Origin of the sequence: Streptomyces sp. Ru72 (assembly GCF_002920635.1) — a bacterium.
Classification (GTDB): Bacteria; Actinomycetota; Actinomycetes; order Streptomycetales; family Streptomycetaceae; genus Streptomyces.
In genome coordinates this window covers 32,282-55,555 of record NZ_PQSR01000022.1, presented here as the reverse complement: position 1 = coordinate 55,555, position 23,274 = coordinate 32,282, and the positions used below count along the sequence as shown (strand labels likewise).

Annotated in this window: 17 protein-coding genes and 1 tRNA gene; 7 read left to right on the top strand and 11 right to left on the bottom strand. The window is 69.3% G+C overall.

Annotated elements, in window-relative coordinates:
• Positions 1–43 precede the first annotated feature (43 nt).
• On the bottom strand, positions 44–940 hold the full coding sequence (locus C3488_RS13640) for a hypothetical protein (protein WP_103839661.1): 897 nt from the start codon (positions 938–940) through the stop codon (positions 44–46).
• A gap of 199 nt (positions 941–1,139) precedes the next feature.
• Here C3488_RS13640 and C3488_RS13635 point away from each other — a divergent pair, with 199 nt between their 5' ends.
• The 5 genes from C3488_RS13635 (at position 1,140) to C3488_RS13615 (ending at position 7,921) form a co-directional block, all read left to right on the top strand.
• Positions 1,140–1,490: a chorismate mutase gene (locus C3488_RS13635; protein ID WP_103839660.1), complete on the top strand. Its 351-nt coding sequence runs from the start codon at positions 1,140–1,142 to the stop codon at positions 1,488–1,490.
• Between the two features lie 326 nt (positions 1,491–1,816).
• Entirely contained in the window at positions 1,817–2,374 is a 558-nt protein-coding gene (locus C3488_RS13630; protein ID WP_103839659.1) for a two-component system response regulator, read from the top strand.
• A 56-nt stretch (positions 2,375–2,430) separates the two neighbouring features.
• Positions 2,431–4,923 (top strand): aminopeptidase N, encoded by a 2,493-nt coding sequence (gene pepN, locus C3488_RS13625; protein ID WP_103839691.1) that lies wholly within the window; start codon positions 2,431–2,433, stop codon positions 4,921–4,923.
• A 200-nt stretch (positions 4,924–5,123) separates the two neighbouring features.
• Positions 5,124–6,515, top strand: coding sequence for an aminotransferase class V-fold PLP-dependent enzyme (locus C3488_RS13620; protein ID WP_103839658.1), 1,392 nt, complete (start codon positions 5,124–5,126; stop codon positions 6,513–6,515).
• Positions 6,512–7,921: a lysine N(6)-hydroxylase/L-ornithine N(5)-oxygenase family protein gene (locus C3488_RS13615; protein ID WP_103839657.1), complete on the top strand. Its 1,410-nt coding sequence runs from the start codon at positions 6,512–6,514 to the stop codon at positions 7,919–7,921. Before C3488_RS13620 ends, C3488_RS13615 begins: the two co-directional genes overlap by 4 nt.
• A gap of 70 nt (positions 7,922–7,991) precedes the next feature.
• Here C3488_RS13615 and C3488_RS13610 read toward each other — a convergent pair whose 3' ends face one another.
• Positions 7,992–9,788 (bottom strand): bifunctional UDP-sugar hydrolase/5'-nucleotidase, encoded by a 1,797-nt coding sequence (locus C3488_RS13610; RefSeq protein ID WP_103839656.1) that lies wholly within the window; start codon positions 9,786–9,788, stop codon positions 7,992–7,994.
• A gap of 306 nt (positions 9,789–10,094) precedes the next feature.
• Here C3488_RS13610 and pyk point away from each other — a divergent pair, with 306 nt between their 5' ends.
• The gene (pyk, locus tag C3488_RS13605; RefSeq protein WP_103839655.1) at positions 10,095–11,531 is read left to right on the top strand and encodes a pyruvate kinase; all 1,437 of its coding nucleotides are present in this window, start codon (positions 10,095–10,097) and stop codon (positions 11,529–11,531) included.
• 4 nt (positions 11,532–11,535) lie between these two features.
• Here the strand turns inward: pyk and C3488_RS13600 are convergent, their stop codons facing one another.
• Positions 11,536–12,309 carry a helix-turn-helix domain containing protein gene (locus C3488_RS13600; RefSeq protein ID WP_103839654.1) on the bottom strand — a complete coding sequence of 258 codons (774 nt, stop codon included), beginning with the start codon at positions 12,307–12,309 and terminating at the stop codon, positions 11,536–11,538.
• 107 nt (positions 12,310–12,416) lie between these two features.
• A tRNA-Leu gene (locus C3488_RS13595) sits at positions 12,417–12,489 on the bottom strand.
• 102 nt (positions 12,490–12,591) lie between these two features.
• Between C3488_RS13595 and C3488_RS13590 the strand changes: the two genes are divergently transcribed.
• A complete protein-coding gene (locus C3488_RS13590; RefSeq protein ID WP_103839653.1) occupies positions 12,592–13,242 on the top strand; it encodes an ANTAR domain-containing response regulator in 651 nt (216 codons plus the stop codon).
• Positions 13,243–13,323: 81 nt separating this feature from the next.
• On the opposite strand, the gene C3488_RS13585 is transcribed toward C3488_RS13590, so the two are convergent.
• The 7 genes from C3488_RS13585 to C3488_RS13550 form a co-directional block, all read right to left on the bottom strand.
• Positions 13,324–14,040 (bottom strand): ABC transporter ATP-binding protein, encoded by a 717-nt coding sequence (locus C3488_RS13585; RefSeq protein ID WP_103839652.1) that lies wholly within the window; start codon positions 14,038–14,040, stop codon positions 13,324–13,326.
• Positions 14,037–14,915 (bottom strand): ABC transporter ATP-binding protein, encoded by an 879-nt coding sequence (locus tag C3488_RS13580; protein WP_103839651.1) that lies wholly within the window; start codon positions 14,913–14,915, stop codon positions 14,037–14,039. Before C3488_RS13580 ends, C3488_RS13585 begins: the two co-directional genes overlap by 4 nt.
• A 6-nt stretch (positions 14,916–14,921) precedes the next feature.
• Complete coding sequence (locus C3488_RS13575) at positions 14,922–16,703, bottom strand: branched-chain amino acid ABC transporter permease (protein ID WP_103839690.1); 1,782 nt, start codon at positions 16,701–16,703, stop codon at positions 14,922–14,924.
• 5 nt (positions 16,704–16,708) lie between these two features.
• Positions 16,709–17,647: a branched-chain amino acid ABC transporter permease gene (locus C3488_RS13570; protein WP_103839650.1), complete on the bottom strand. Its 939-nt coding sequence runs from the start codon at positions 17,645–17,647 to the stop codon at positions 16,709–16,711.
• Between the two features lie 104 nt (positions 17,648–17,751).
• Positions 17,752–18,981 (bottom strand): branched-chain amino acid ABC transporter substrate-binding protein, encoded by a 1,230-nt coding sequence (locus C3488_RS13565; protein WP_103839649.1) that lies wholly within the window; start codon positions 18,979–18,981, stop codon positions 17,752–17,754.
• A 1,256-nt stretch (positions 18,982–20,237) separates the two neighbouring features.
• Positions 20,238–20,726, bottom strand: coding sequence for a PaaI family thioesterase (locus C3488_RS13555; protein WP_103839648.1), 489 nt, complete (start codon positions 20,724–20,726; stop codon positions 20,238–20,240).
• A 54-nt stretch (positions 20,727–20,780) separates the two neighbouring features.
• Positions 20,781–23,060, bottom strand: coding sequence for an FdhF/YdeP family oxidoreductase (locus tag C3488_RS13550; RefSeq protein WP_103839647.1), 2,280 nt, complete (start codon positions 23,058–23,060; stop codon positions 20,781–20,783).
• Between the last annotated feature and the right edge of the window lie 214 nt (positions 23,061–23,274).

Genomic DNA, 23,274 nt, shown 5'->3' with positions numbered 1-23,274 from the left:
ACTCATGTGTCGCGCTCCGGTCGCACCGGGAGGCCGCCGCACCTCACGTGTCGCACTCCAGCACGGTGCGGCACAGCCCGCAGCGCGCCCGCACCCGCCCCCGTACGGGCACCCGGATCCGCTGGTGGCAGGTCGGGCACGGGAAGCAGACGCCCAGCGGACCGCGGCCGGACGCGGTGAACGAGTACGGGACGCCCGGATGCGGACCGACCGCCAGATGGTCCTGGGCCGAGCGGCGGTCTTTGGCGTAGCGGCGGCGGCCCGCCCAGCCTGCCGCCGTCAGCGGCGGCTGCTGCTCGTCACGGCGGGCCTGCGCCATGCCCCTGGTGTACGCCGCGTACGCCTGCGGGCTGGTGAACCAGACCGCGGGGTCCTCCCCGAACACCAGAGCCCGCTTGGCGAGCACGTAGCCGAACTCCTCCGGGGTGAGATAGCCGAGCTTCTGCGACGACACCCCGTCCTCACGGAAGGCGTCCAGCAGCAGCCAGCCGGCGCCGAGATACGTCGCCGCCGTGTCGGTGAGGATCTCGTTGTCACGCGTGCCGGGGAAGGACAGACCGAGGCGGTGCAGATAGACGTGCATCACCTCGTGCGCGAGGGCCGCGCCGATGTCCCGGCGATGGGTGCGGAACCGGTCGTTGAGCTCCACGAAGTACTCGGGCCCCGCGGCGAGTTCGACGTTCGCCGCGTGCGTCATCTCACGGAAGCTGACGATCATCCGGGCGTCCGGCAGCCGGTAGTGCCGCACCAGCTCGCGCGCCACCCGCTGCGCCCCCAGGTGCAGGTCGTCCTGGTCGCAGAAGGCCACGTCGGCAGGGAGCACGCTGGTTCCGAACGTGCGGATGGTGTCGTACGAGAGCCGCTTGTACAGGGCGGTGATGGCCGCCCGCACCGTGTCCAGATGTGGATAGCCGTGCTCGACCGGTCCGCCGTTCGCCACGTCCGCACCCCCTGAAGACGCCGGCTGTGCTTCCACTGTAGGCGGGCTCGCGGCCGGGGGCGGAGCGTACGCGCGGCGCCGCGCCACCGGGGTGGTGCGCCCTCGGCGGGGAGTGGTGCGCGGGGAGCGGGGGAGGGAAGCGATCCGCACTTCGGACGCCGATGATCGAGGAAGGGCGCGCCCCGTAGGGTGGTCGCCCATGACCACCCGCCACAGCACCACCGGAGACGTCGACCCGGCCGTGCGCGCCGAACTGGCGCGGCTGCGCGACAGCATCGACAACATCGACGCCGCCGTCGTCCATATGCTCGCCGAGCGCTTCAAGTGCACACAGCAGGTCGGCCACCTCAAGGCCGCGCACCAGCTGCCGCCCGCCGATCCGGCCCGGGAGGCCGCACAGATCGCCCGGCTGCGCCGGCTGGCGGAGAGCGCGAAACTCGACCCCGCGTTCGCCGAGAAGCTGCTCAACTTCATCATCGCGGAGGTCATCCGCCACCACGAGAGCATCGCCGAGGACGCCACCTCGGCGGCGGACGGCCCCAAGGATTGACATCCGCGACCGGCCACGCGTGCCGCGGCGCGCCCCTCCCGGCCGCACCTGGCCGTACCTCGCCGCATGTGCCGCGCCGGGCCGGAAGGGCCGCGGACTGCCCGGCGGTGCCAACCGGGGCGCGGCCGCCGGAGGGACGCCGTGGGCAGTCGGCCGTCCGGGCGGCCACCGCGCCCGACTGACGCACAAACGCTCGATCGATCGAACATCCGTCGGACATGCGTACGCCTTCCGAATCGGCCGAAAGGCTCTTTGTCCGGTCAAAGGTGCGCGCGGTAAGACGGTTCCGGCATAAGCTGGTTGCCCAAGCGAGGGGACCTCAGGCCATGCCGTCTGATGCCAGGATTCTCATCGTCGACGACCATGTGGACACGCTCTACGCGCTGGAAAGCGCCCTCGCCCCACTGGGCTACCGCGTGACCCGCGCGACCAACGGCGACGCCGCACTCAAAGAAGTGCTGCGCGGCCAGGTCGGCCTTCTGCTCCTCGACGTGCGCATGCCCAAAGTCAGCGGTCTCGACGTCGTGCGCTACATGCGGCGCGTGGAGCAGACCCAGCACATCCCCGTCATCCTGCTCACCGGCTTCGGCATCGACGCCGAACTCACCTCCGCCGCCTTCGCCCTCGGCGTCGCCGACCTCGTCACCAAACCCGTCGACCCCTGGGCCCTGCGCACCAAGGTCCGCTACCTCTACAACGCCCACCAGCGCTCCCGGACGCTGGAGCAGGAGGTCCGCGCCCTGCGCGCCCGGCTCAAGGAAGGCACCACGCCCCCCGCACGCGCCCTCCCGCACCCCGAGCCCCGCCTGCCGGGCCAGCGCGAGGACCACACCATCGAGCCGCCCCGCGCACCCACCAGCGCACACGACGACGGACGGACATAGGGCGTGTACCGGACCGCCCCTGTGCCCGCTCGACGGCATCGGGCAGCATGTCCCCCATGTCCGTACTCACGCGCGACGAAGCGCAGACCCGTGCCCGGCTCCTCGACGTCCACCGCTACGCGATCTCCCTCGACCTGACCGGCGGCGACGAGACCTTCGACTCCCGTACCGTCATCGGCTTCACCGCCCGCACGGCCGGGGACACCTTCGTCGAACTCAAGCCCGCCGAGCTGCGCTCCGCCACCCTGGACGGACAGCCCCTCGACCCCGCCACCCTCGTCGAGAACCGGCTGCCACTGAAAAACCTCACCGCCGGCGAGCACGAACTGCGCATCGAGGCCGTCATGCGCTACTCCCGCACCGGCGAGGGCATGCACCGCTTCACCGACCCCACCGACGGCGAGACCTACGTCTACACCCAGCTGTTCCTCGACGACGTCCAGCGCGTCTTCGCCGCCTTCGACCAGCCCGACCTCAAGGCCGTCTTCGACCTCACCGTCAAGGCGCCCGAGAACTGGACCGTCCTCGCCAACGGCGTCACCACCCGCCAGGGCGACGGCCTGTGGCGTGCCGCCACCACCCCCCTCATCTCCACCTACCTGGTCGCCGTCGCCGCCGGACCCTGGCACTCCGTCACCACCGAACACCGCGGGCTGCCCTTCGGCATCCACTGCCGCCGCTCCCTCGCCCCCCACCTCGACGCCGACGCGGACGAACTGCTGGAGATCACCCGCCAGTGCTTCGACCGCTACCACGAGAAGTTCGAGGAGCCCTACCCCTTCGACTCCTACGACCAGGCGTTCGTCCCCGAATTCAACGCCGGAGCCATGGAGAACCCCGGCCTCGTCACCTTCCGCGACGAGTTCGTCTACCGCTCCGCCGTCACCGACACCCAGCGCCAGACCCGCGCCATGGTCATCGCCCACGAGATGGCCCACATGTGGTTCGGCGACCTCGTCACCCTGCGCTGGTGGGACGACATCTGGCTCAACGAGTCCTTCGCCGAGTACATGGGCTACCAGACCCTCACCGAAGCCACCCGCTTCACCGACACCTGGACCGACTTCGGCGTCGCCCGCAAGGCATGGGGATACGACGCAGACCAGCGCCCCTCCACCCACCCCGTCGCCCCCGAAGCGGTCGACGACACCGCCTCCGCCCTCCTCAACTTCGACGGCATCTCCTACGCCAAGGGCGCCTCCGCACTGCGGCAACTGGTGGCCTGGCTAGGCGAGAAGGACTTCCTCGCCGGCATCAACACCCACTTCGCCCGCCACCGCTTCGGCAACGCCGCCCTCGCCGACTTCATCGACTCCCTCGCCAGCGCAACCGACCGCGACGTGCACGCCTGGGCCGACGCCTGGCTGCGCACCACCGGCGTCGACACCCTCACCCCGCACCTCACCCAGACCGACGACGGCACCTGCACGCTCACCGTCGACCACGACGGCAGCCGCCCGCACCGCATCAGCGTCGGCCTCTACGACCGCCACATCGCCGGCGACGGCACCCTCGCCCTGCGCGAACGGCTCGACCTCGACATCCCCCAGACCGCGCCCCAACCCCTGGGCAAGCGCCCCGACCTGCTCCTGCTCAACGACGGCGACCTCACCTACGCCAAGGTCCGCTTCGACACCGAGTCCTTCGAAACCGTCCAGAACGCCCTCGCCGGGCTGCCCCAGCCACTGGGCCGCGCCGTCGTGTGGAACGCCCTTCGCGACGCCGTCCGCGACGGCCGACTGCCCGCCACCACCTACCTCGACACCGCCCGCACCCACCTGCCGCACGAAACCGACCTCGCCCTCGTCGAAGGCGTCCTCGCCTTCGCCTCCGGCCACATCGCCGACCGCTACCTGCCCCCGGCCGCCCGCCCCACCGCCCTCGCCACCCTCACCGCACTGTGCCGCGACCTCATCCGCCGCACCGAGGACGGCGACAACCCAGGGCTGCGCCTGATCGCGGTACGCCACTTCATCGACGCCGCCGCCCACCCCGACACCATCGCCGCCTGGCTCGCCGACGGAACCGTGCCCGGCGGACCCGAACTCGACCCCGAACTGCGCTGGCGCATCCTCGGCCGCCTCGCCGTCCTCGGCGCCGTCGACGAGGCCACGATCGCCGACGAACTCGCCCGCGACCCCAGCGCCACCGGCCAGGAAGGCGCCGCCCGCTGCCGCGCCGCCCTGCCCGACCCGGAGGCCAAGCGGCGCGCCTGGGAGGCGATGTTCACCACCGACGACCAGGCCGATCTGTCCAACTACCTGTTCACCGCCACAGCCCAGGGCTTCTGGCAGCCCGAGCAGGCCGACCTCGTCGAGGAGTACGTCGACCGCTACTGGACCGACGCCCCCGCCGTCGCCGCCCGCCGCGGCCCCGCCATCGCCATCGCCGCGGGCCGCTGGGCGTTCCCCCGCCACGCCGTGAGCGAGGACACCCTCCGCCGCGGCGAACACTGCCTGCGCGAAGCCGACCCCACCCCGGCCCTGCGCCGCAAGCTCGTCGACGAACTCGACGACCTGGCCCGGGCACTGCGCATCCGCCAGGCGTAAGGAGGCCTCCCTCCCCGCCGACCGGCGCCCGGCTCACCACCGGGCGCCGACCGCGCGCCGCCCCCGCCACCCTTTCCAGCCCCTCTCCTCACCGGGGCAGTACCTGCATTCAGGTCCGATCGTTGTCCTCTTCGGGCGTGTCGAACCCCCTTGCCGCCAGGCTTGACTACCCTTGCCGCGCGCCCCCGGGAGGACATCCCATGAGCTTGCCGCCCCTCGCCTCAGGACCCGACGGACCGAGCGCCCTGCGGCCGTTGCTCGCCACCGTCCTCGACGCCCTGCAGGAGGGCGCACGAGCGCGCGGCGGCCCCCTGCCCGCCGGCGGCCCCACCGCGGTCGCCGCCCGGGTACGCGACGCCGTCGGCGACGTCCTGCCGGACAAGGGCGACCCGGACACCGTACGAGCCCTGGTGCGCGCCCTCGCCGAAGGCGCCGCCGACCCCGCCGACCCGCTGTGCGCCGCCCACCTGCACTGCCCGCCCCTGGCCGTCGCCACCGCCGCCGACCTCGCCGCCTCGTCCCTCAACCCCTCCCTCGACTCCTGGGACCAGGCCCCGGCAGCCTCCGAACTCGAGACGCTCGTCACCCACGCACTCGCCCAAGAGATCTACGCCGGCACAGGCGCCCCGGAGGCGAGCCCCGCCGCCGCCCTCGTCACCACCGGCGGCACCGAAGCCAACCAACTCGCCCTCCTCCTCGCCCGCGAAGCCCACGGCACCGTCCGCCTCGTCTGCGGGGCCAACGCCCACCACTCCCTCACCCGCGCCGCCTGGCTCCTCGCACTGCCCCGGCCCGTCGTCCTGCCCACCCCGCGCGGCACCCTCGACCCCGCCGCCCTCCACGCCACCCTCACCGACCCGACCGGCCCCCGCGGACCCGTCCTCGTAGCCGCCACCGCGGGCACCACCGACGCCGGCCTCATCGACCCCCTGCCCGCCCTCGCCGACCTGTGCGCCACCCACGGCGCCCGCCTCCACATCGACGCCGCCTACGGAGGCGGACTCCTCTTCAGCGACCGCCACCGCGCCCTCCTCACCGGCCTCCAGCGCGCCCACACCGTCACCCTCGACCTGCACAAACTCGGCTGGCAGCCGGTCGCCGCAGGCCTCCTCGCCGTCCGCGACCCCCACGACCTGCACGCCCTGCACCACCGCGCCGACTACCTCAACGCCGACGACGACACCGACGCCGGACTGCCCGACCTTCTCGGACGCTCCCTGCGCACCACCCGGCGCCCCGACATCCTCAAGATCGCCGTCACCCTCAAGACGCTCGGCCGCACCGGACTCGGCACCCTCGTCGACGAGGTCTGCGCCCGCGCACACGAGTTCGCCGACCTCCTGGCCGCCCACCCCGCCTTCGAACTGCACGCCCCGCCCACCATCAGCACCGTCCTGTTCCGGCCCACCGGAGCGTCCGACGACACCGTCGCCGACGTCCGCCGCACCCTCCTGCACGACGGCCGCGCCGTCCTCGGGCGCGCCCGCCTCGACGGCCGCCTGTGGCTCAAAGCCACCCTCCTCAACCCCCACACCCGGCCCGGCGACCTGGCCGCACTCCTGAACCTGGTGGAAGGAAGCACGCCCCGATGACCACCCCGGCCCACCACGAACCCGACGCACCCCGCGACCTCGTCGGCATCGGCATCGGCCCGTTCAACCTCTCCCTCGCCGCCCTCGCCCACCCCCTGGCCGAACTCGACACCGCCTTCTACGAACAACGCCCCGGCTTCGACTGGCACCCCGGCCTCCTCATCGACGGCGCCACCCTCCAAGTCCCCTTCCTCGCCGACCTGGTGACCCTCGCCGACCCCGCCAGCCGCTGGTCCTTCCTCAACTACCTCAAGACCCGCGAGCGCCTCTTCCCCTTCTACTTCGCCGAACGCTTCCACATCCAGCGCGCCGAATACGACGCCTACTGCCGCTGGGTCGCCGGAAACCTCCCCGGACTCCACTTCGGCCACCAGATCGACGCCGTTCGCTGGAACCCCGACACGGACGTCTTCGAAGTCGACTACACCCAACTCGACGCAACCGGCCAAGCCCAAGCCCTCGGCCGCACCCACGCCCGCAACATCGTCCTCGGCGTCGGCACCGAACCCCACGTGCCCGAACCCCTCGAACCCCTCGTCAAAGCCCCCGGCCCACCCGTCATCCACGCCGCCGACTACCTCCAGCACCGCGACACGATCCTCGCCGCCGACCACATCACCGTCATCGGCTCCGGACAGTCAGGCGCCGAAGTCTTCCTCGACCTGCTGCGCCACCGCCCCGCCGGCCGCGAGAGGATCCACTGGATCGGCCGCACCGAAGCCTTCGCCCCCATGGAGTACTCCAAGCTCGGCCTCGAACACTTCACCCCCGACTACACCCGCTACTTCCACGCCCTCTCCGAACCCGTACGCGACCGCCTCGTCTCCGCCCAATGGCAGCTCCACAAGGGCATCGACGCCGGCACCATCGCCGCCATCCACGACGAGCTCTACCGCCGCACCCTGCACGGCGGCTGGCCCGACACCGTCCTCACCCCAGCAGTCCGCGTCCGCACCGCCGGCCGCGTCGGCACCACCCGAATCGAACTCCACCTCGAACACGTCCAGCAGGACACCCGCTCCCGCCTCACCACCGACGCCGTCGTCCTCGCCACCGGCTACCGCGAACGCCCCCTCGGCCGCCTCCTCGCCGGACTCGACCCCTACCTGCACCGCGACTCCAGCGGCCGCCCCCGCATCGACGACCACTTCCGCATGATCCTCGACCCCGCCGTCACCGGACACGTCTACGTCCAGAACGCCGAACTCCACACCCACGGCGTCGGCAGCCCCGACCTCGGACTCGCCGCCTGGCGCAGCGCCACCATCCTCAACTCCCTCACCGGCAAAGAGCCCTACCCCCTGCCCCGCCGAACCGCCTTCACCACCTTCGGACTCCAGCAGGCCGACCGGATCCCACCCAGCCGACGCCCGCAGATCCTCACCCCGCTCGTCGACGAACGGTAGAAGACCGCGAAAGCCGGGCGGCGCCGACACGGAACCCCGCGCCGGCGCCGCCCACCTCGCCTCACAGGCCCTAAAAGACGGGCGTACCGTCCCGCGTCAGCCGCCAGTCCACCGACGCGAAGTCCTTCGGATCAAGGACCCCCTTCGCCGTCACCCACTCCGCGATCCGGGTCCGGATCTCCGTCGACTCCGACCACAGCTCCCTGGCCGACGCCACATACGGGAAGGCACCGCCACCGTTCGCGCGGTAGTTGTTCACCGCCAGCACGAACTGCTGCGCGTCGTCCAACGCGGCACCGCCGAAGGACAGATTCCTGATCCGCGAACCAGCCGGCTGCGCGATGTCGATGTCATACGCCAGACCCGAGACGTAGTCGTAGTTGTAGTCCGGCCGACCGCCCGCGTTCGTCAACCTCTCCACATCGACCGGCGCGTCCGCCGCCGTCCGCACGAAGTACTCCGCCGAGTACTCCAGGTACGCCCGGAGCTGCGCACCCGTCATGAGCTTCGCCACCAGCGTGTTGTCATACACGTACAGACTCGACAGATCCCGGATCGTCACCTCCCCCGCAGGGATCTCGGACGTCCGCGAGAACGGCGACGCCTGCGCGATCACCGGCAGCGACGCGAACTCCGTGCCCGCCAGCGCCGCCCTGACGACGTCCTCCTGCACCTTGGTGATCAGATCGATGATCGGCGCGTCCTTGTACCGCGCCTCCACCGTCGTCAACGTCTGCGTCGCCTTGCCGACCACCTGATTGACATACGTCACCACGGCGGCGTGCGCCTCCGACAGCAACTCGGTGATCTCCGGGTCGTCGGCGACCGTGTTGGAGTTCCGCAGCGACGCCGACACCGACTCCACATCCCACCGACCCTTGTCGAACACCAAGTCGATATCGAAGAGCGTGAGACGCTCGGCGTAGCACAACGGCTCCGAAAGGACGACCGTCTTCCCCGTCCGCTCATTGGTGACCCTCAACTCCGGGATCTCCACATGCGCGTGCCCCACCAGAATCGCGTCGATACCCGGCACCTGCCGCGCCACATTCGCGGCCGCGTTCTCCACGTACGGCACCTGGTCACCGTACGACGACGTGCCCGACGCACCCGAGTGCGCCGACACCACGACCACATCCGCACCCATCGACCGCAGCCTCGGCACCCACCTCGCCGCCTGCTCCTCCAGCCCCGGAAACGTCAGCCTGCCCTGCACATACGCCTTGTCCCAGATCGCGATACCCGGATTCGTCAGACCGAGCACGGCAACCTTCACCGGGGGAGCGCCCGGCACACGGAACGTCTTCATGAAGTACGGCGGGAACGCCGGCCGCTGAGTCCTCGCGTCCAGCGCGTTCGCACCCAGCAGCGGGAAGTCGCACTGCGCCTCGAACTTGCGCAGGGTCTCGATACCGTAGTTGAACTCGTGGTTCCCCAGTGCCACCGCGTCGTACCCGATCGCGTTCATCGCCCGGGCCATCGGATGCACCGGACCGCCCTCGGCGGTGATCGGATCCACCTTCGCGTAGTAGTACGTCAGCGGCGTGCCCTGGATCGTGTCGCCCGCGTCCAGCAGCAGCGTGTTGCAGCGGCCCTTCTCCTCGCGCACCTGATTCACCAGCGTCGAGATCCTGGCCAGGCCCTGGGCGTTGCCCGCCTTGTCCGCGTACTCCGCGTCCTTGAAGTAGTCCCAGTTGAAGACGTGACCGTGCAGATCCGTCGTCCCCATCACGGTCAGCGCATACCGCTTCCGACCCCTCCCCGCCGGCGCGGCCTCGGCCGCCGGAGCCGCCGCGGCACCCGCCAGCGCCACCCCCGCCCCGGTCGCAGCGGATCTCCTCAGAAACTTACGGCGGTTCAACGGCATCTCTCGAACTCCTCGCGAAAAGGTCAACGACGCGCGTAGATTCTGACCCGAGCATGACCAGCGGCAACAGTCCTCGCAGGTTTCGATCTGGTGACCTCGGCAGCATGCGGAGCGGCCCCCTGGGGCACCCGCCCCCTCGACCCGGGACCCCGGCGCCGGTGAATATGCCGCAGCGATTTCTCACGGATGCTCATCGGAGCGGGACACCGCACAATTCAACACTTGGCAACAAGGCTTCACCCAAAGGTTGTTGAGTAGTCACGCACAACGAATTCTCTACCGGCCGGTAAGTCATAGGCTCACACCATGCGCCGAGCAAAGATCGTCTGCACTCTGGGCCCCGCCACCGACTCCTACGACCAGATCAAGGCACTGGTCGAAGCCGGAATGGACGTCGCCCGCTTCAACCTCAGCCACGGCACCTACGCCGAACACGAGGAGCGCTACCAACGCGTACGAAAGGCCGCCGACGAAACCGGCCGCAGCGTCGGAATCCTCGCCGACCTTCAGGGCCCGAAGATCCGACTCGGCCGCTTCACCGAAGGCCCCGTACTCCTTGAACGCGGTGACACCTTCACCATCACCGTCGAAGAAGGCATCGAGGGAGACCGCCAGACCTGCGGAACCACCTACGCCGGCCTCGCCACCGACGTCACCCCCGGCGAACGCATCCTCGTCGACGACGGCAAAGTCTGCCTCCAGGTCACATCCGTCGACGGACCCCAAGTCCACACCACCGTCCTCGAAGGCGGCGTCATCTCCGACCACAAAGGACTGAACCTGCCCGGCGTCGCCGTCTCCGTCCCCGCACTCTCCAAGAAAGACGAAGACGACCTCCGCTGGGCCCTGCGCACCGGCTTCGACGTCATCGCACTCTCATTCGTACGCAGCGGCCGGGACATCAAGGACGTCCACCGCATCATGGACGAGGAAAGCCGCCGCCTCCCCGTCATCGCCAAAGTCGAAAAACCCCAGGCGGTCGAGAACATCGACGACATCGTCGCCGCCTTCGACGGCATCATGGTCGCCCGCGGCGACCTCGGCGTCGAAATGCCACTCGAACAGGTCCCGATCGTCCAAAAACGCGCCATCAAGCTGGCGAAGCGCAATGCCAAACCGGTCATCGTCGCCACCCAGATGCTCGACTCCATGATCGAGAATTCCCGCCCGACCAGGGCGGAGGCGAGCGACGTCGCGAACGCCGTCATCGACGGCACGGACGCCGTCATGCTCTCCGGCGAGACCAGCGTCGGCAACTACCCCGTCGAAACGGTCCAGACCATGGCCCGCATCGTCGAGGCCGCCGAGGAAGACCTCCTCGCCAAGGGCCTCCCGCCCCTGACCGACAGCAACAAGCCCCGCACCCAGGGCGGCGCCGTCGCCCGCGCGGCAGCAGAGATCGGCGACTTCCTCGGCGCGAAGTTCCTCGTCGCCTTCACCCAGTCCGGCGACACCGCCCGCCGCCTCTCCCGCTACCGCTCCCCGATCCCACTCCTCGCCTTCACCCCCGAGCCGGCCACGCGCTCGCAGCTCAACCTCACCTGGGGCGTGGAGACGTTCCTGGGACCGCACGTGGACTCCACGGACGCGATGGTCGACCAGGTCGACGAACTGCTGCTGAAGTACGGCCGCTGCCAGAAGGGCGACGTGGTCGTGATCACGGCAGGATCGCCGCCCGGGGTGTCGGGCTCGACGAACATGGTCCGGGTACACCACATCGGCGAGGACGACAGCCCGAAGTAGTCGGTCAGTACTTGGGGCCTACGTGGGCGTCGAGGAGGGCGAGGGAGGCTTTGCGGGCGATGGAGATGGTCACGGCAGCGCGGCTTTGGTTGAGTGTCTTCCACTCCGCGCCCACCTGGTCGAGAGTGTCCGTGAAGAGCTTGACGATGTCGGCCGACGTGTTGGTGAAGAAGTACCGCGGATACTCGTAGCGCTTGCGCTCACCACCGACGAGCCGGGTGGTCCAGTTGGTGATACGGCAGCCGTCGGAATGGATGAGGCCACGGATGAATTCCCACGGGTGGGCATCGACGAGGGCTTGCTGCCAGGGTTCGAGGGCGATGCGGCGTTCGTGCTTCTTGCCGGGGCCGTGCTGGGGGAACAGGCAAGGCCAGTGCTTGCTGTAGCTGGTGACGTACTGGCAGCCCTGCCGTTGAACCCGGAAGACCTTGTTCGCGGGGCATACCGCTTGCATGGCTGCGGCGCAGGCGTCGATCAGACCAGGCCAGGCGTCGGCGCAGGCAATGCGAAGAAGGAAGTAGACGCCCCTCCTGAGGAGGCTCAGGCAGCCGTCTCCGAGGTACAGACCGAGCAGATAGGTGTACGCGACGGGCTCGCCAGGCGGGTTGGGGATGTCGCAGCATCGAGGGCATGGAGCGGAACGGCCGAGCGGCTCGAGGCGTACTTGCCATGACCGGATCGCCGCCCGCGATACACCGGTCTCTTTGCTCACCGAGTTCAGGCTGCGCCCCTGTGCCACCAAGGCCAGTGCCCGCCTGCGTGTGCCCACGTCGTACATGTGACCACAGTGCGTTGCAGGATGTGACGGTGTGCAGCAAATAGCGGACATTCACGAGAACGTGAACATCCGCCTCGCAGAAGGTGACCTTGGATTCTTAGGAAAAGTACCCCGGGTCGGATTCGAACCGACGCTGGATGGTGTTTGAGACCATTGCCTCTACCGCTGGGCTACCGGGGCCCCCTTCAAAACGAAGGTCGACGGCCACCCGTCGTGTCCCCACCTTACCGCAGCTAGGTAGGCTCTTGTCAGCAGTACCCCTGCCCTGAACGAGGAGCCCCCGTGACCGCCGCCGAGTCGCCCCAGCCCGTACCCGACGACGACAAGTCGCACGTGCCTCCGCTGACGACCCGTGTCGTCATCGCCGAGGACGAGGCGCTCATCCGGCTCGATCTCAAAGAGATGCTCGAGGAGGAGGGCTACACCGTCGTCGGTGAGGCCGGCGATGGTGAGCAGGCCGTCGAGCTGGCCCGTGAGCACAAGCCTGACCTGGTGATTCTCGATGTGAAGATGCCGAAGCTCGACGGTATCTCCGCGGCGGAGAAGATCGCCGAGGAGCGTATCGCCCCGGTGCTGATGCTGACCGCGTTCTCGCAGCGTGATCTGGTGGAGCGGGCGCGGGACGCGGGTGCGATGGCGTATCTGGTGAAGCCGTTCAGCAAGAGTGACGTCGTTCCGGCGATCGAGATGGCTGTCTCGCGGTTCACGGAGTTGAAGGAGCTGGAGAAGGAGGTCGCGGACCTCTCGCAGCGCCTGGAGACCCGGAAGCTGGTGGATCGGGCGAAGTCGATCCTGCAGACGGAGTACGGGCTGACGGAGCCGGCTGCGTTCCGGTGGATTCAGAAGACGTCCATGGATCGTCGTATGTCGATGCAGCAGGTCGCGGAGGCTGTCATTCAGGACGCGGAGGAGAAGAAGGCCGCCAAGGGCTGACGTCCCCGCTGGTGCATACGACGAGGCCCGCACCCCGTTGCCACGGGGTGCGGGCCTCGTCGTATGCCCAAAAACGCGCGCTCAGTCCTCGCCGAGGTACGCCTTGCGTACCGACTCGTCGTGCAGCAGGTCCTGGCCCGTGCCGGAGAGGACGATGTTGCCGACCTCCATGACGTGTCCCTGGTCGGCCAGGGAGAGTGCCGCCTGGGCGTTCTGCTCGACGAGCAGGATGGTCGTGCCCTGGGACTTCAGTTCGGCGATGGTCGCCATGATCTTCTGCATCATGATCGGCGAGAGGCCCATGGAGGGTTCGTCGAGCATGAGCAGTTTCGGCTGGGACATCAGTGCGCGGCCCATGGCGAGCATCTGCTGTTCGCCGCCGGAGAGGGTGCCTGCGGCCTGCTTGCGCCGCTCACCCAGGATCGGGAAGAGGTCGTAGGCGCGCTGGATGTCCTTTTCGATGCCTTCCTTGTCCTTGCGGAGGAAGGCGCCGAGCTGGAGGTTCTCCGCGATCGTCAGGCGGGGGAAGATGTGCCGGCCCTCGGGGGAGTGGGCGAGCCCGAGCGCGACGATCTTGTGCGCGGGGACACCGGTCAGCGGCTTGCCGTCGAAGGTGATCTTCCCGGAGGTGGGCTTGAGCAGGCCGGAGAGCGTGCGCAGGGTCGTCGTCTTGCCGGCGCCGTTGGTGCCGATGAGGGTGACGACCTGGCCGGCCTCGACGCTGAACGAGATGCCCTTGACGGCTTCGATCTTGCCGTAGGCGACCCTGAGGTCCTCGACCTCGAGCAGTGCGGTCACTGGGTCTCTCCCTTGGTGGTGCCGGTGGTGCTCTCCGCGTCGACCGGTGCCGCGGCCTCGGCGGCCTCGGCGGCCTCGACCTCCGCGACCTCGGCCGCCCCGGGCTCGCCCTCGAAGGGTTCGCCCAGGTATGCGGCGATGACGCGCTCGTCGGCCTGGACGACGTCGGAGGTTCCCTCGACGAGTTTCTCGCCCTGGACGAGGACGGCGACACGGTCGCAGAGGTTGAAGACGAAGCGCATGTCGTGCTCGATGAGGAGGATGGCGATGCCCTTGTCGCGGATGGCGAAGACCAGGTCTTCGGTGGCGCGTGTCTCCTGGGGGTTCATGCCGGCGGTCGGCTCGTCGAGGAGGAGCAGGCCCGGCTCGGACGCCATCGCGCGGGCGATCTCCAGCTTGCGCTGCTCGCCGTAGGGCAGGTTGCGGGCCAGGTGGTCGCGCTTGTGGGCGAGGCCGATGAACTCCAGGAGTTCCATGGCCCGTTCCTCGCTGGCTTTTTCGGCCTTCTTGAAGCCGGGGCCGCGCAGCAGGGCCGACCAGAGGCCTTCCTTGGTGCGGGTGTGGCGGCCGACGAGGACGTTCTCCAGCACCGTCATGTTGGCGAACAGACGGATGTTCTGGAATGTACGGGCGATGCCCGCCTGGGTCACCAGGTGCGGCTTGGGCGGCAGGACGGTGCCCTTGTAGGAGACCGTGCCCTCGGTGGGGACGTACAGGCCCGTGAGGCAGTTGAAGAAGGTCGTCTTGCCGGCGCCGTTGGGGCCGATGAGGCCGACGATCTCGCCGCTGTTGACCGTGAAGTCGACGGAGCGGACGGCGGTCAGGCCGCCGAAGCGCATCGTGACGTCACGTGCTTCGAGTACAGGTGTCGTCATGGTTCCTTACGCCCCTGCTTTGGTGACGGCCGGTTCGTCGGTCAGCGTCGCTTGTTCGGGTACGTCGAGTTGGCCGGTTTCGTGGAATTCCAGCTGGCGGCGGCGGTTGGCGATGATGCCCTCCGGCCGGAAGCGCATCAGGATGATGAGCGCGATGCCGAAGGCGAACAGCTCGTAGTTCTGGAGGAACTGGAGCTTCTCGGGGACCAGGTAGAGCACGCTGGCGCCGAGCAGCGGGCCGCTGACGGTGCCCATGCCGCCGAGGACGACGGCGGCGAGGAGGAAGGCCGAGTTGGGCGGGGCGGCGCCGGCGAACTGGTAGGGCTGCGGGTTGACGCTGTAATTGACGTGTGCCATGACCGAGCCGGCGAGACCCGCGAGGGAGGCGCCGAGGGCGAAGGCGACGAGCTTGACCCGGAAGCCGTTGATGCCCATGGCGGTGGCGGCGGTCTCGTCCTCGCGAATGGCGATCCACGAGCGGCCGATACGGGAGTCGGCGGCGCGGGTGAAGACGAGCACGACGATGGCCGTGACGATGAGCATGAGGAACAGGTAGTTGGCGAACCGGCCCAGGGTGAAACCGGCGATGTCGTGGGATGCGCCCAGGTTGAACCCGAAGATGTTGAGGTCGGGAATCTGCGTGATTCCGTTCGGGCCTCGGGTGATGTCGGGTCCGGAGTCGCCGTCGAGGTTGTTGACGGTGATGCGGAAGATCTCACCGAAGCCGAGGGTCACGATGGCCAGGTAGTCGCCGCGGAGCCGCAGGGTGGGCGCGCCGATGAGGACGCCGAAGACCAGCGAGGCGGCCATGCCGGTGAGGGCGGCGGCCCAGAAGGGGAACTGCACGCCCGAGAACCGGGAGTACTCGGAGCCGGAGACCAGGGCGGCCGCGTAGGCGCCGACGCCGAGGAACGCGACGTATCCGAGGTCGAGGAGGCCGGTGAGGCCGACGACGATGTTCAGGCCGAGGGCGACGGTGGCGAAGATGAGGATGTTCACGCCGATGTTGGCGTTGTGGTCGTCGCTCTGGGTGAAGGGGAAGATCACGGCGGCGGCGAAGGCGAGGGCCGCGGCGAATCCCTTGTGCCGGGCGGAGATCGTCGCGTAGGTGTCGACGAGTCCGCTGTGGACGAGACCCCAGGCGGCGAAGATGAAGAGAAGGAGGAAGCCGATGAAGGTCTCGCTCGCGTCGTTGTCGATGCCGATGCCGTAGGTGAAGGCGATCAGCGCGACGGCGGTGCCCGCGGTGATGATGAGCCGTTCGGAGAGCGGGGAGAGCTTGCCGGGGCGGGGCTGGTCGGGCTTGGTGAGGTAACCGCGGAATCCGGTGCCCGGGGCGGGGTGGGGCAGCGCGAGTGCGCCGACGACCGGGAGCGCGGAGGCGGCCATCGCCACGAAGCCGCCGGGCTCCAGGTTGACCAGGCCGCCGAGGTCGACGGCGATGGCGATGCCGGTGAACCAGCAGACGGCGAAGGCGGACAGGGCCGTCAGCAGGACGGGGGAGGTCGCGTTCGCCGGGTTGAGCCAGCGCAGCCCCGGTACGTTCCACAGGGTGAGGGCGTACAGCAGGGTGAGGGCGCCGGCCACGAGGGCGAGGATCTGCAGTCCTGCCGGGTAGCCGTAGACGGTCAGGTCGCCGGGGAAGTCGGAGGTCCAGGTCCAGCTCAGGAAGGTGCTGGCGATGGTTCCGACGGCACCGACGGCGATGAGGAGGCGGGCGGCGGCACGGGGGAGCGGGACGGGTCCGCGCTCGGCCGTGGTCGTGGTGCTGGTGATGGTGTCGGTCATGGTGGTCACGCCCTGTCCGCGACGCGTTCGCCGAGCAGGCCCTGTGGCCTGAACAGCAGTACGAGGATGAGGAGGACGAAGGCCCACACCGCGGCCCAGCCCTGGCCGCCGAGTTGCTGCATGCCGGGGATGTCGGCGATGTAGGCGGTGGCCATGGCCTCGGCGAGGCCGAGGACGAGGCCGCCGAGCATGGCGCCGTAGATGTTGCCGATGCCACCGAGGACGGCCGCGGTGAAGGCCTTGAGACCGGCGATGAAGCCCATGTCGTAGGCCACGGAGCCGTACTTGAGGCCGTAGGAGACGCCGGCGACCGCGGCGAAGAAGCCGCCGATGGCGAAGGCGATGACGATGATGCGGTTGGTGTCGATGCCCATCAGCTGTGCGGTGTCCGGGTCCTGGGCGGTGGCCTGCATGGCGCGGCCGGTGCGGGAGAGGCGGACGAAGAAGGCGAGGATCGCCATGCACACGGGAGCGGCGATGATCAGGAAGATGTCACCGCTCTGGATGGTGACCGAGCCGAGGTGGTAGGGCCCGAACGGCAGCTGCGGGAAGACCCGGGCGGACTTGGCGTCGCCGCCGTACTTGTACCAGTTGAAGACCGCCTGCTGCAGGGCGAGGGAGAGGCCGATGGCGGTGATGAGGGGCGCGAGGCGTGGTGCTCCGCGGAGTGGCCGGTAGGCGAAGCGTTCGGCGCCGACCGCGAGGAGGACGGAAACCAGTGCGCCGCCCACGAGCATCAGTGGCAGGGCTACCCACATGGATATGCCGTCAGGCAGGGCGAGGTAGACCGTGAGGGCACCGAAGCCTCCGGTCATGAAGATCTCGCCGTGGGCGAAGTTGATGAGCTGGACGATGCCGTACACCATCGTGTAGCCGATGGCGATCAGGCCGTACATCGAGCCGAGGAACAGCCCGTTGGCCAGCTGCTGCGGCAGGGTGTTCACCGCATGGCCTCCATGTGGTGGGGAGAGTCAGGGGCAGAGGACGGGCCGCGCGGTGACGGTGGTCTGCGCCGCGCGGCCCTGGGTGTTGCGGGGTGTTCCGGTCGTCAGCTCTTGGGGTTGGCGGTGCCGCTCTTGACGGACTTCCACTCACCGTTCTGGACCTGATAGACGGTCAGCTGCTTGTTGGTGGTGTCGCCGTACTCGTCGAAGGCGATCTTGCCGGAGATGCCGTCGAAGGAGTTCTTCTGGACGGCGTCGACGATCTGGGCGCGGGCGTCGGAGGGGATCTTGCCGTCCTTCACGACCTGGCCGACGGCCTTGATGATGGCGGTGGCGGCGTCGTAGGCGTAGGAGCCGTAGGTGCCGTAGTCACCGGGGTACTTCTTGGCCTTGTAGGTGGCCACGAAGTCCTTGGCGGCGGGCAGGGTGTCGACCGGGACGCCGATGGAGGTGACCAGGTCGCCCTCGGCGGCCTTGCCGGCCGTCTTGATGTAGGTCGGGGTGAACATGCCGTCGCCGCCGAACAGCGGGATGTTGGCGCCGGCGTCCTTGAGCTGCTTGGTCAGGACCTCGGACTCGTCGTACTGGCCGCCGTAGTAGAGCAGGTCGGCACCCGAGTTCTTGATCTTGGTGACCAGGGTGGAGAAGTCACGGTCGCCGACGTTGACGTGGTCGGTGCCGATGACCTTGCCGCCCTGCTTGACGAACTGCTCCTGGAAGATCTTGGAGAGACCGGCGCCGTAGGTCTGCTTGTCGTCGACGACGAAGGCCTTCTTCTTCTTGGCGCCGTTGTAGGCGTAGTCGGCCGCGTAGGCGCCCTGGAGGGCGTCGGTGGTCGCCGTACGGAAGTACGTCTTGAACGGACGGACCTTGTTGGTCTGCCAGTTCTTGCCCATGGTCAGCTCGGGGTTGGTGTTGGACGGGGAGATCTGAACCAGGTTGGCGGTCGCGAAGACCTGCTGCATCTGGGTCGCCACACCGGAGTTGAGCGGGCCGACGACGCCGAGGACGTCCTTTTCGGCAACCAGCTGGGAGGCGTTCTGCTGGCCGGTGGCCGGCACCGCCTTGTCGTCCAGGGCCTGGATCTTGAAGGTCACGCCGGGGACGGTCTTGTTCTTGTTGGCGTCGTCGACGGCGATCTGCGCGCCGTACTGGATGCCGAGCCCTGTGGCGGAGTTCTGACCGGTCAGCGGGGCGTCGACGCCGATCACGACGGTGGTGTTACCGCTACCGGACGAGCCCTTGTCGCCGCTGTCGCGCGAGCCGCAGGCGGTGAGGGTGAGCGCTCCCGCCGCCAGAGCGGCGGTGATGGCGATGAGCGAACGTTGACGCACGATCAGTCCTTTCCCTGGCGCGGCGCCTCCCTCTGGAAGCGGCCGAGTCGAGCGCTGGGCCGAACTGACATTCAGACCGCGCGGTGACTGGCCGTGACTCTAAGCGGGTGTGGGGGAGGTAAAGGAGAGGTTGAGCGAGGCTGTGACGCTCTTGTTATGACATCGGGTAATGGAGAGCGGTACTGGGTGGGCGGAAGAGCGGAATTCGGACTGATTCGCCCAGTCCGCATAGTGAGAATGTGCAGGACCCGCCGGGATGTGTTCAGGTGTCTCAGCGGTTTTGGTGATTACGCGGAACGGTTGCTGCAGGCGACTTGCAGGGCTTCTGACGGGTCCTGTTCATACCGTGACCCGGGTACGAAACTACGAGCTTTTATTGCGCGCATATTACGGAGAGTTACGTTCCGGAAAGGGAGTCCACCGTTCTCCGATGTTTCCCGTAATCGGTTACGTGCGTGGTGATCCTGCGGTGGGGTATGCCGCCGTCCGGAAGGGGACGGCGGGCTCGGAGGGCAGTGACAGGCCGGCGTAGGGCTGGGTCATCCGTCTCACGGTGACCGGTGGGCCGGGCTGCACGCGCAGTGCGACCTCGGAACCGGAAGTCCTGGCAGATCGTCCCGGGGGCGCGCAGGTAGGTGATGTCGACCGCCTGGAGGGGTACAGCGGGGCCCTGGCTGGTGGTTCGTGGAGGCCGGACGCATGCAGATGGCCGCCGCCCGCGAGGAGGGCGGCGGCTGCCGGGGCCGTGAGGGCCGCACGGCGGTGCCGGTCGTTCGGCCAAGCCGGAGGTCCGATACGGACACCGGGGACGTCGCGCGGATTCGCGTCCCCCGCGCGCGCCCTCGCCCGGCTCGACGGGGCCTATGTCAGGCGGCGCAAGCCGCGCGGGCGTGACGGTCGATCGACTTCTCGGCCGCTGCGGCACCTTGACGCCCCTTCCCGGCCCGCCCGGTGTCCACGACCGTCCGGAGGGTGTCGTAACTGGTCGGTCGTGGAGCCCCATGGACTTGTAGGGCCTGCGGTGGCGCCGCAGTGGAGACGGTGTGCTCGGTGCCCGTCGCCTCGCCGGAGCCGGAGCCGGAGCCGGAGTCGGACCAGCCGCAGCCGACCGCCGATCCGCTCGTCAGAGCGCCGGTGCGCGTCAGACCCCGAGCGCCGTCGGGCCCGGCCGGGAAACTCCTCCCCTTGTCATGCCATGACGCTAAGCCGCCAGGTGTCCGAGGGCAACGGCCGTGCGGGGCAGGGGCTTTCGCGGCTCAGTCGGCCGTGCGCAGGTGCGCCTCGTCGCCGGGCTGCACATCGCGCAGCAGACAGGTGAGGCGGGCGGTGCACACGCGCTTGCCGCTCTCGTCACTGATGACGATTTCGTACGTCGCCGTGGAGCGCCCCCGGTGGACGGGGGTGGCCACGCCGGTGACCAGGCCCGAGCGCACCCCCCGGTGGTGGGTGCAGTTCAGGTCGACTCCGACGGCGATCTTGGAGCTGCCGCCGTGGAGCATGGCGCCGACCGAGCCGAGGGTCTCGGCGAGGACCGCGGAGGCGCCGCCGTGGAGCAGTCCGTACGGCTGGGTGTTGCCCTCCACCGGCATGGTGCCGACGACGCGTTCTGCGGACGCCTCGACGATCTGGACGCCCATCCGCGTGCCGAGGTGCCCGGCGGAGAAGAGGGCGGGCAGGTCGACGCCGAGCGCGGCGTACTCGTCGACGACTTCCTGGGGGAACTTCACGGTGTGCTGCTCGCCCATGGGGCACGGCTCCGTTCGTGGGGATCGGTCACTCGACTGTGGCTGAGCAAACGCTCAGTCGGTCGCCGATTGTTCCAGGCGGACCACCACGGACTTGCTCGCGGGGGTGTTGCTCGTGTCGGCGGTGGCGTCCAGTGGGACCAGCACGTTGGTCTCCGGGTAGTAGGCGGCCGCGCAGCCCCGCGCGGTGGGGTAGTGCACGACGCGGAAGCCGGGGGCGCGCCGCTCGACGCCGTCCTTCCACTCGCTGACCAGGTCGACGTACGAGCCGTCCGCCACGCCGAGCGCACGGGCGTCCTCGGGGTGGACCAGCACGACGCGGCGGCCGTTCCTGATCCCCCGGTAGCGGTCGTCCAGGCCGTAGATCGTGGTGTTGTACTGGTCGTGGGAGCGCAGGGTCTGCAGCAGGAGCCGGCCCTCGGGCAGCTCCGGGTACTCCACGGGGGCCGCCGTGAAGTTGGCCTTGCCGGTGGCGGTGGGGAAGCGGCGTTCGTCGCGGGGGGCGTGGGGGAGGGCGAAACCGCCGGGGCTGGCCACCCGCGCGTTGAAGTCCTCGAAGCCGGGGATCACGCGCGCGATGCGGTCGCGGATGGTCGCGTAGTCCTTCTCGAACTCCTCCCACGGCACCTTGCTGTCGGCGCCGAGCACCCGGCGGGCCATACGGCACACGATGGCCGGCTCGGACTTCAGATGCGGGCTCGCGGGCTCCAGCCGGCCGCGGGAGGCGTGCACCATGCCCATGGAGTCCTCGACGGTGACGAACTGCTCGCCGCCGCCCTGAAGGTCGCGCTCGGTGCGGCCGAGGGTGGGCAGGATCAGGGCGCGGGCGCCGGTGACCGCGTGCGAGCGGTTCAGCTTCGTCGACACGTGCACGGTCAGGCGCGCGCGCCGCATGGCGGCCTCCGTCACCTCGGTGTCGGGGGACGCGGACACGAAGTTGCCGCCCATCGCGAAGAAGACCTTGGCCTCGCCGTCCCGCAGGGCGCGGATGGCCCGGACGACGTCGTAGCCGTGCTCGCGCGGCGGCGCGAACCCGAACTCCTTCTCCAGGGCGTCCAGGAAGGCGGGCGCGGGCCGCTCGAAGATGCCCATCGTGCGGTCGCCCTGCACGTTCGAGTGACCGCGCACCGGGCACACGCCCGCACCGGGGCGGCCGATGTTGCCGCGCAGCAGCAGGAAGTTCACCACCTCGCGGATGGTGGGAACCGAGTGCTTGTGCTGGGTCAGCCCCATCGCCCAGCAGACGATGGTGCGCTGCGAGGCGAGGACCATCCGCAGGGCCTTCTCGATCTCCTCGCGGGTGAGCCCGGTCGCCGTGAGCGTCTCGTCCCAGTCGGCGGCGCGGGCGGCCTTCGCGAACTCTTCGAAGCCGTGGGTGTGGTCGCGGACGAAGTCCTCGTCGACCGCGCCCTCCGTGTCGAGGATCAGCTTGTTCAGGAGGCGGAAGAGAGCCTGGTCGCCGCCGATGCGGATCTGCAGGAACAGGTCGGTGAGCGCGGCGCCCGCGGTGAGGCCCTTCGGCGTCTGCGGGTTCTTGAACCGCTCCAGGCCCGCCTCGGGCAGAGGGTTGACGCTGATGATCCGCGCGCCGTTCGCCTTGGCCTTCTCCAGGGCGGAGAGCATGCGCGGATGGTTCGTGCCGGGGTTCTGCCCGGCGACGACGATCAGGTCCGCCTTGTAGAGGTCCTCGAGCAGGACGCTGCCCTTGCCGATGCCGATCGTCTCGGAGAGCGCCGAGCCGGACGACTCGTGGCACATGTTCGAGCAGTCGGGCAGGTTGTTGGTGCCCAGCTCGCGGGCGAACAGCTGGTAGAGGAACGCGGCCTCGTTGCTGGTGCGGCCGGAGGTGTAGAAGACGGCCTGGTCGGGGGAGTCCAGGGCGGCGATCTCCTCGGCGATGATGTCGAAGGCGCGCTCCCAGGTGACCGGCTCGTAGTGGTCCGCGCCCTCCGGCAGGTACATGGGGTGCGTCAGCCGCCCCTGCTGGCCCAGCCAGTAGCCGCTGCGGCCGGCGAGGTCGGTCACCGGGTGCGCGGCGAAGAACTCGGGGGTGACCCGGCGCAGGGTGGCCTCTTCGGCCACCGCCTTCGCGCCGTTCTCACAGAACTCCGCCTTGTGCCGGTGCTCCGGCTCGGGCCAGGCGCAGCCAGGGCAGTCGAAACCGTCCTTCTGGTTGACGCGCAGGAGGGTCAGCGCGGTGCGGCGCACGCCCATCTGCTGCTGGGCGATCCGAAGGGTGTGTCCGATCGCCGGCAGCCCCGCCGCGGCGTGCTTCGGCTCGGCGACCTGCGGGGCGTCCTGCACCGGATCGCCCGTGGGCGGCTTCGTTGCCATCGCTGCGCTCTCCTTCACCAGCACCCGTGAACTTCGTCTCCGATCCTCGCACGCGCTGCCGACAGCGACGGCAGGGTGTGGAGGGCCCGAGGTCATAGTTGCGCATCATGCAATGGTTGCGGAACAGGCAACGATCCGGAATCTCCGCAGCGACGTGCGGCGGCCGGTTCCTGTACGCGGCCTCGCGGGGCGCCGCGGTACCGCCCGCCCACCG

Bases quoted from the DNA above. Each gene is read 5' to 3' on its own strand.
- C3488_RS13620 (WP_103839658.1), top strand. From the start codon at position 5,124: ATGAGCTTGCCGCCCCTCGCCTCAGGACCCGACGGACCGAGCGCCCTG.
- C3488_RS13615 (WP_103839657.1), top strand. From the start codon at position 6,512: ATGACCACCCCGGCCCACCACGAACCCGACGCACCCCGCGACCTCGTC.
- C3488_RS13630 (WP_103839659.1), top strand. From the start codon at position 1,817: ATGCCGTCTGATGCCAGGATTCTCATCGTCGACGACCATGTGGACACG.
- pyk (WP_103839655.1), top strand. From the start codon at position 10,095: ATGCGCCGAGCAAAGATCGTCTGCACTCTGGGCCCCGCCACCGACTCC.
- C3488_RS13550 (WP_103839647.1), bottom strand. From the start codon at position 23,060: ATGGCAACGAAGCCGCCCACGGGCGATCCGGTGCAGGACGCCCCGCAG.
- C3488_RS13635 (WP_103839660.1), top strand. From the start codon at position 1,140: ATGACCACCCGCCACAGCACCACCGGAGACGTCGACCCGGCCGTGCGC.
- C3488_RS13580 (WP_103839651.1), bottom strand. From the start codon at position 14,915: ATGACGACACCTGTACTCGAAGCACGTGACGTCACGATGCGCTTCGGC.
- C3488_RS13600 (WP_103839654.1), bottom strand. From the start codon at position 12,309: ATGTACGACGTGGGCACACGCAGGCGGGCACTGGCCTTGGTGGCACAG.
- C3488_RS13610 (WP_103839656.1), bottom strand. From the start codon at position 9,788: ATGCCGTTGAACCGCCGTAAGTTTCTGAGGAGATCCGCTGCGACCGGG.
- C3488_RS13575 (WP_103839690.1), bottom strand. From the start codon at position 16,703: ATGACCGACACCATCACCAGCACCACGACCACGGCCGAGCGCGGACCC.
- C3488_RS13555 (WP_103839648.1), bottom strand. From the start codon at position 20,726: ATGGGCGAGCAGCACACCGTGAAGTTCCCCCAGGAAGTCGTCGACGAG.
- pepN (WP_103839691.1), top strand. From the start codon at position 2,431: ATGTCCGTACTCACGCGCGACGAAGCGCAGACCCGTGCCCGGCTCCTC.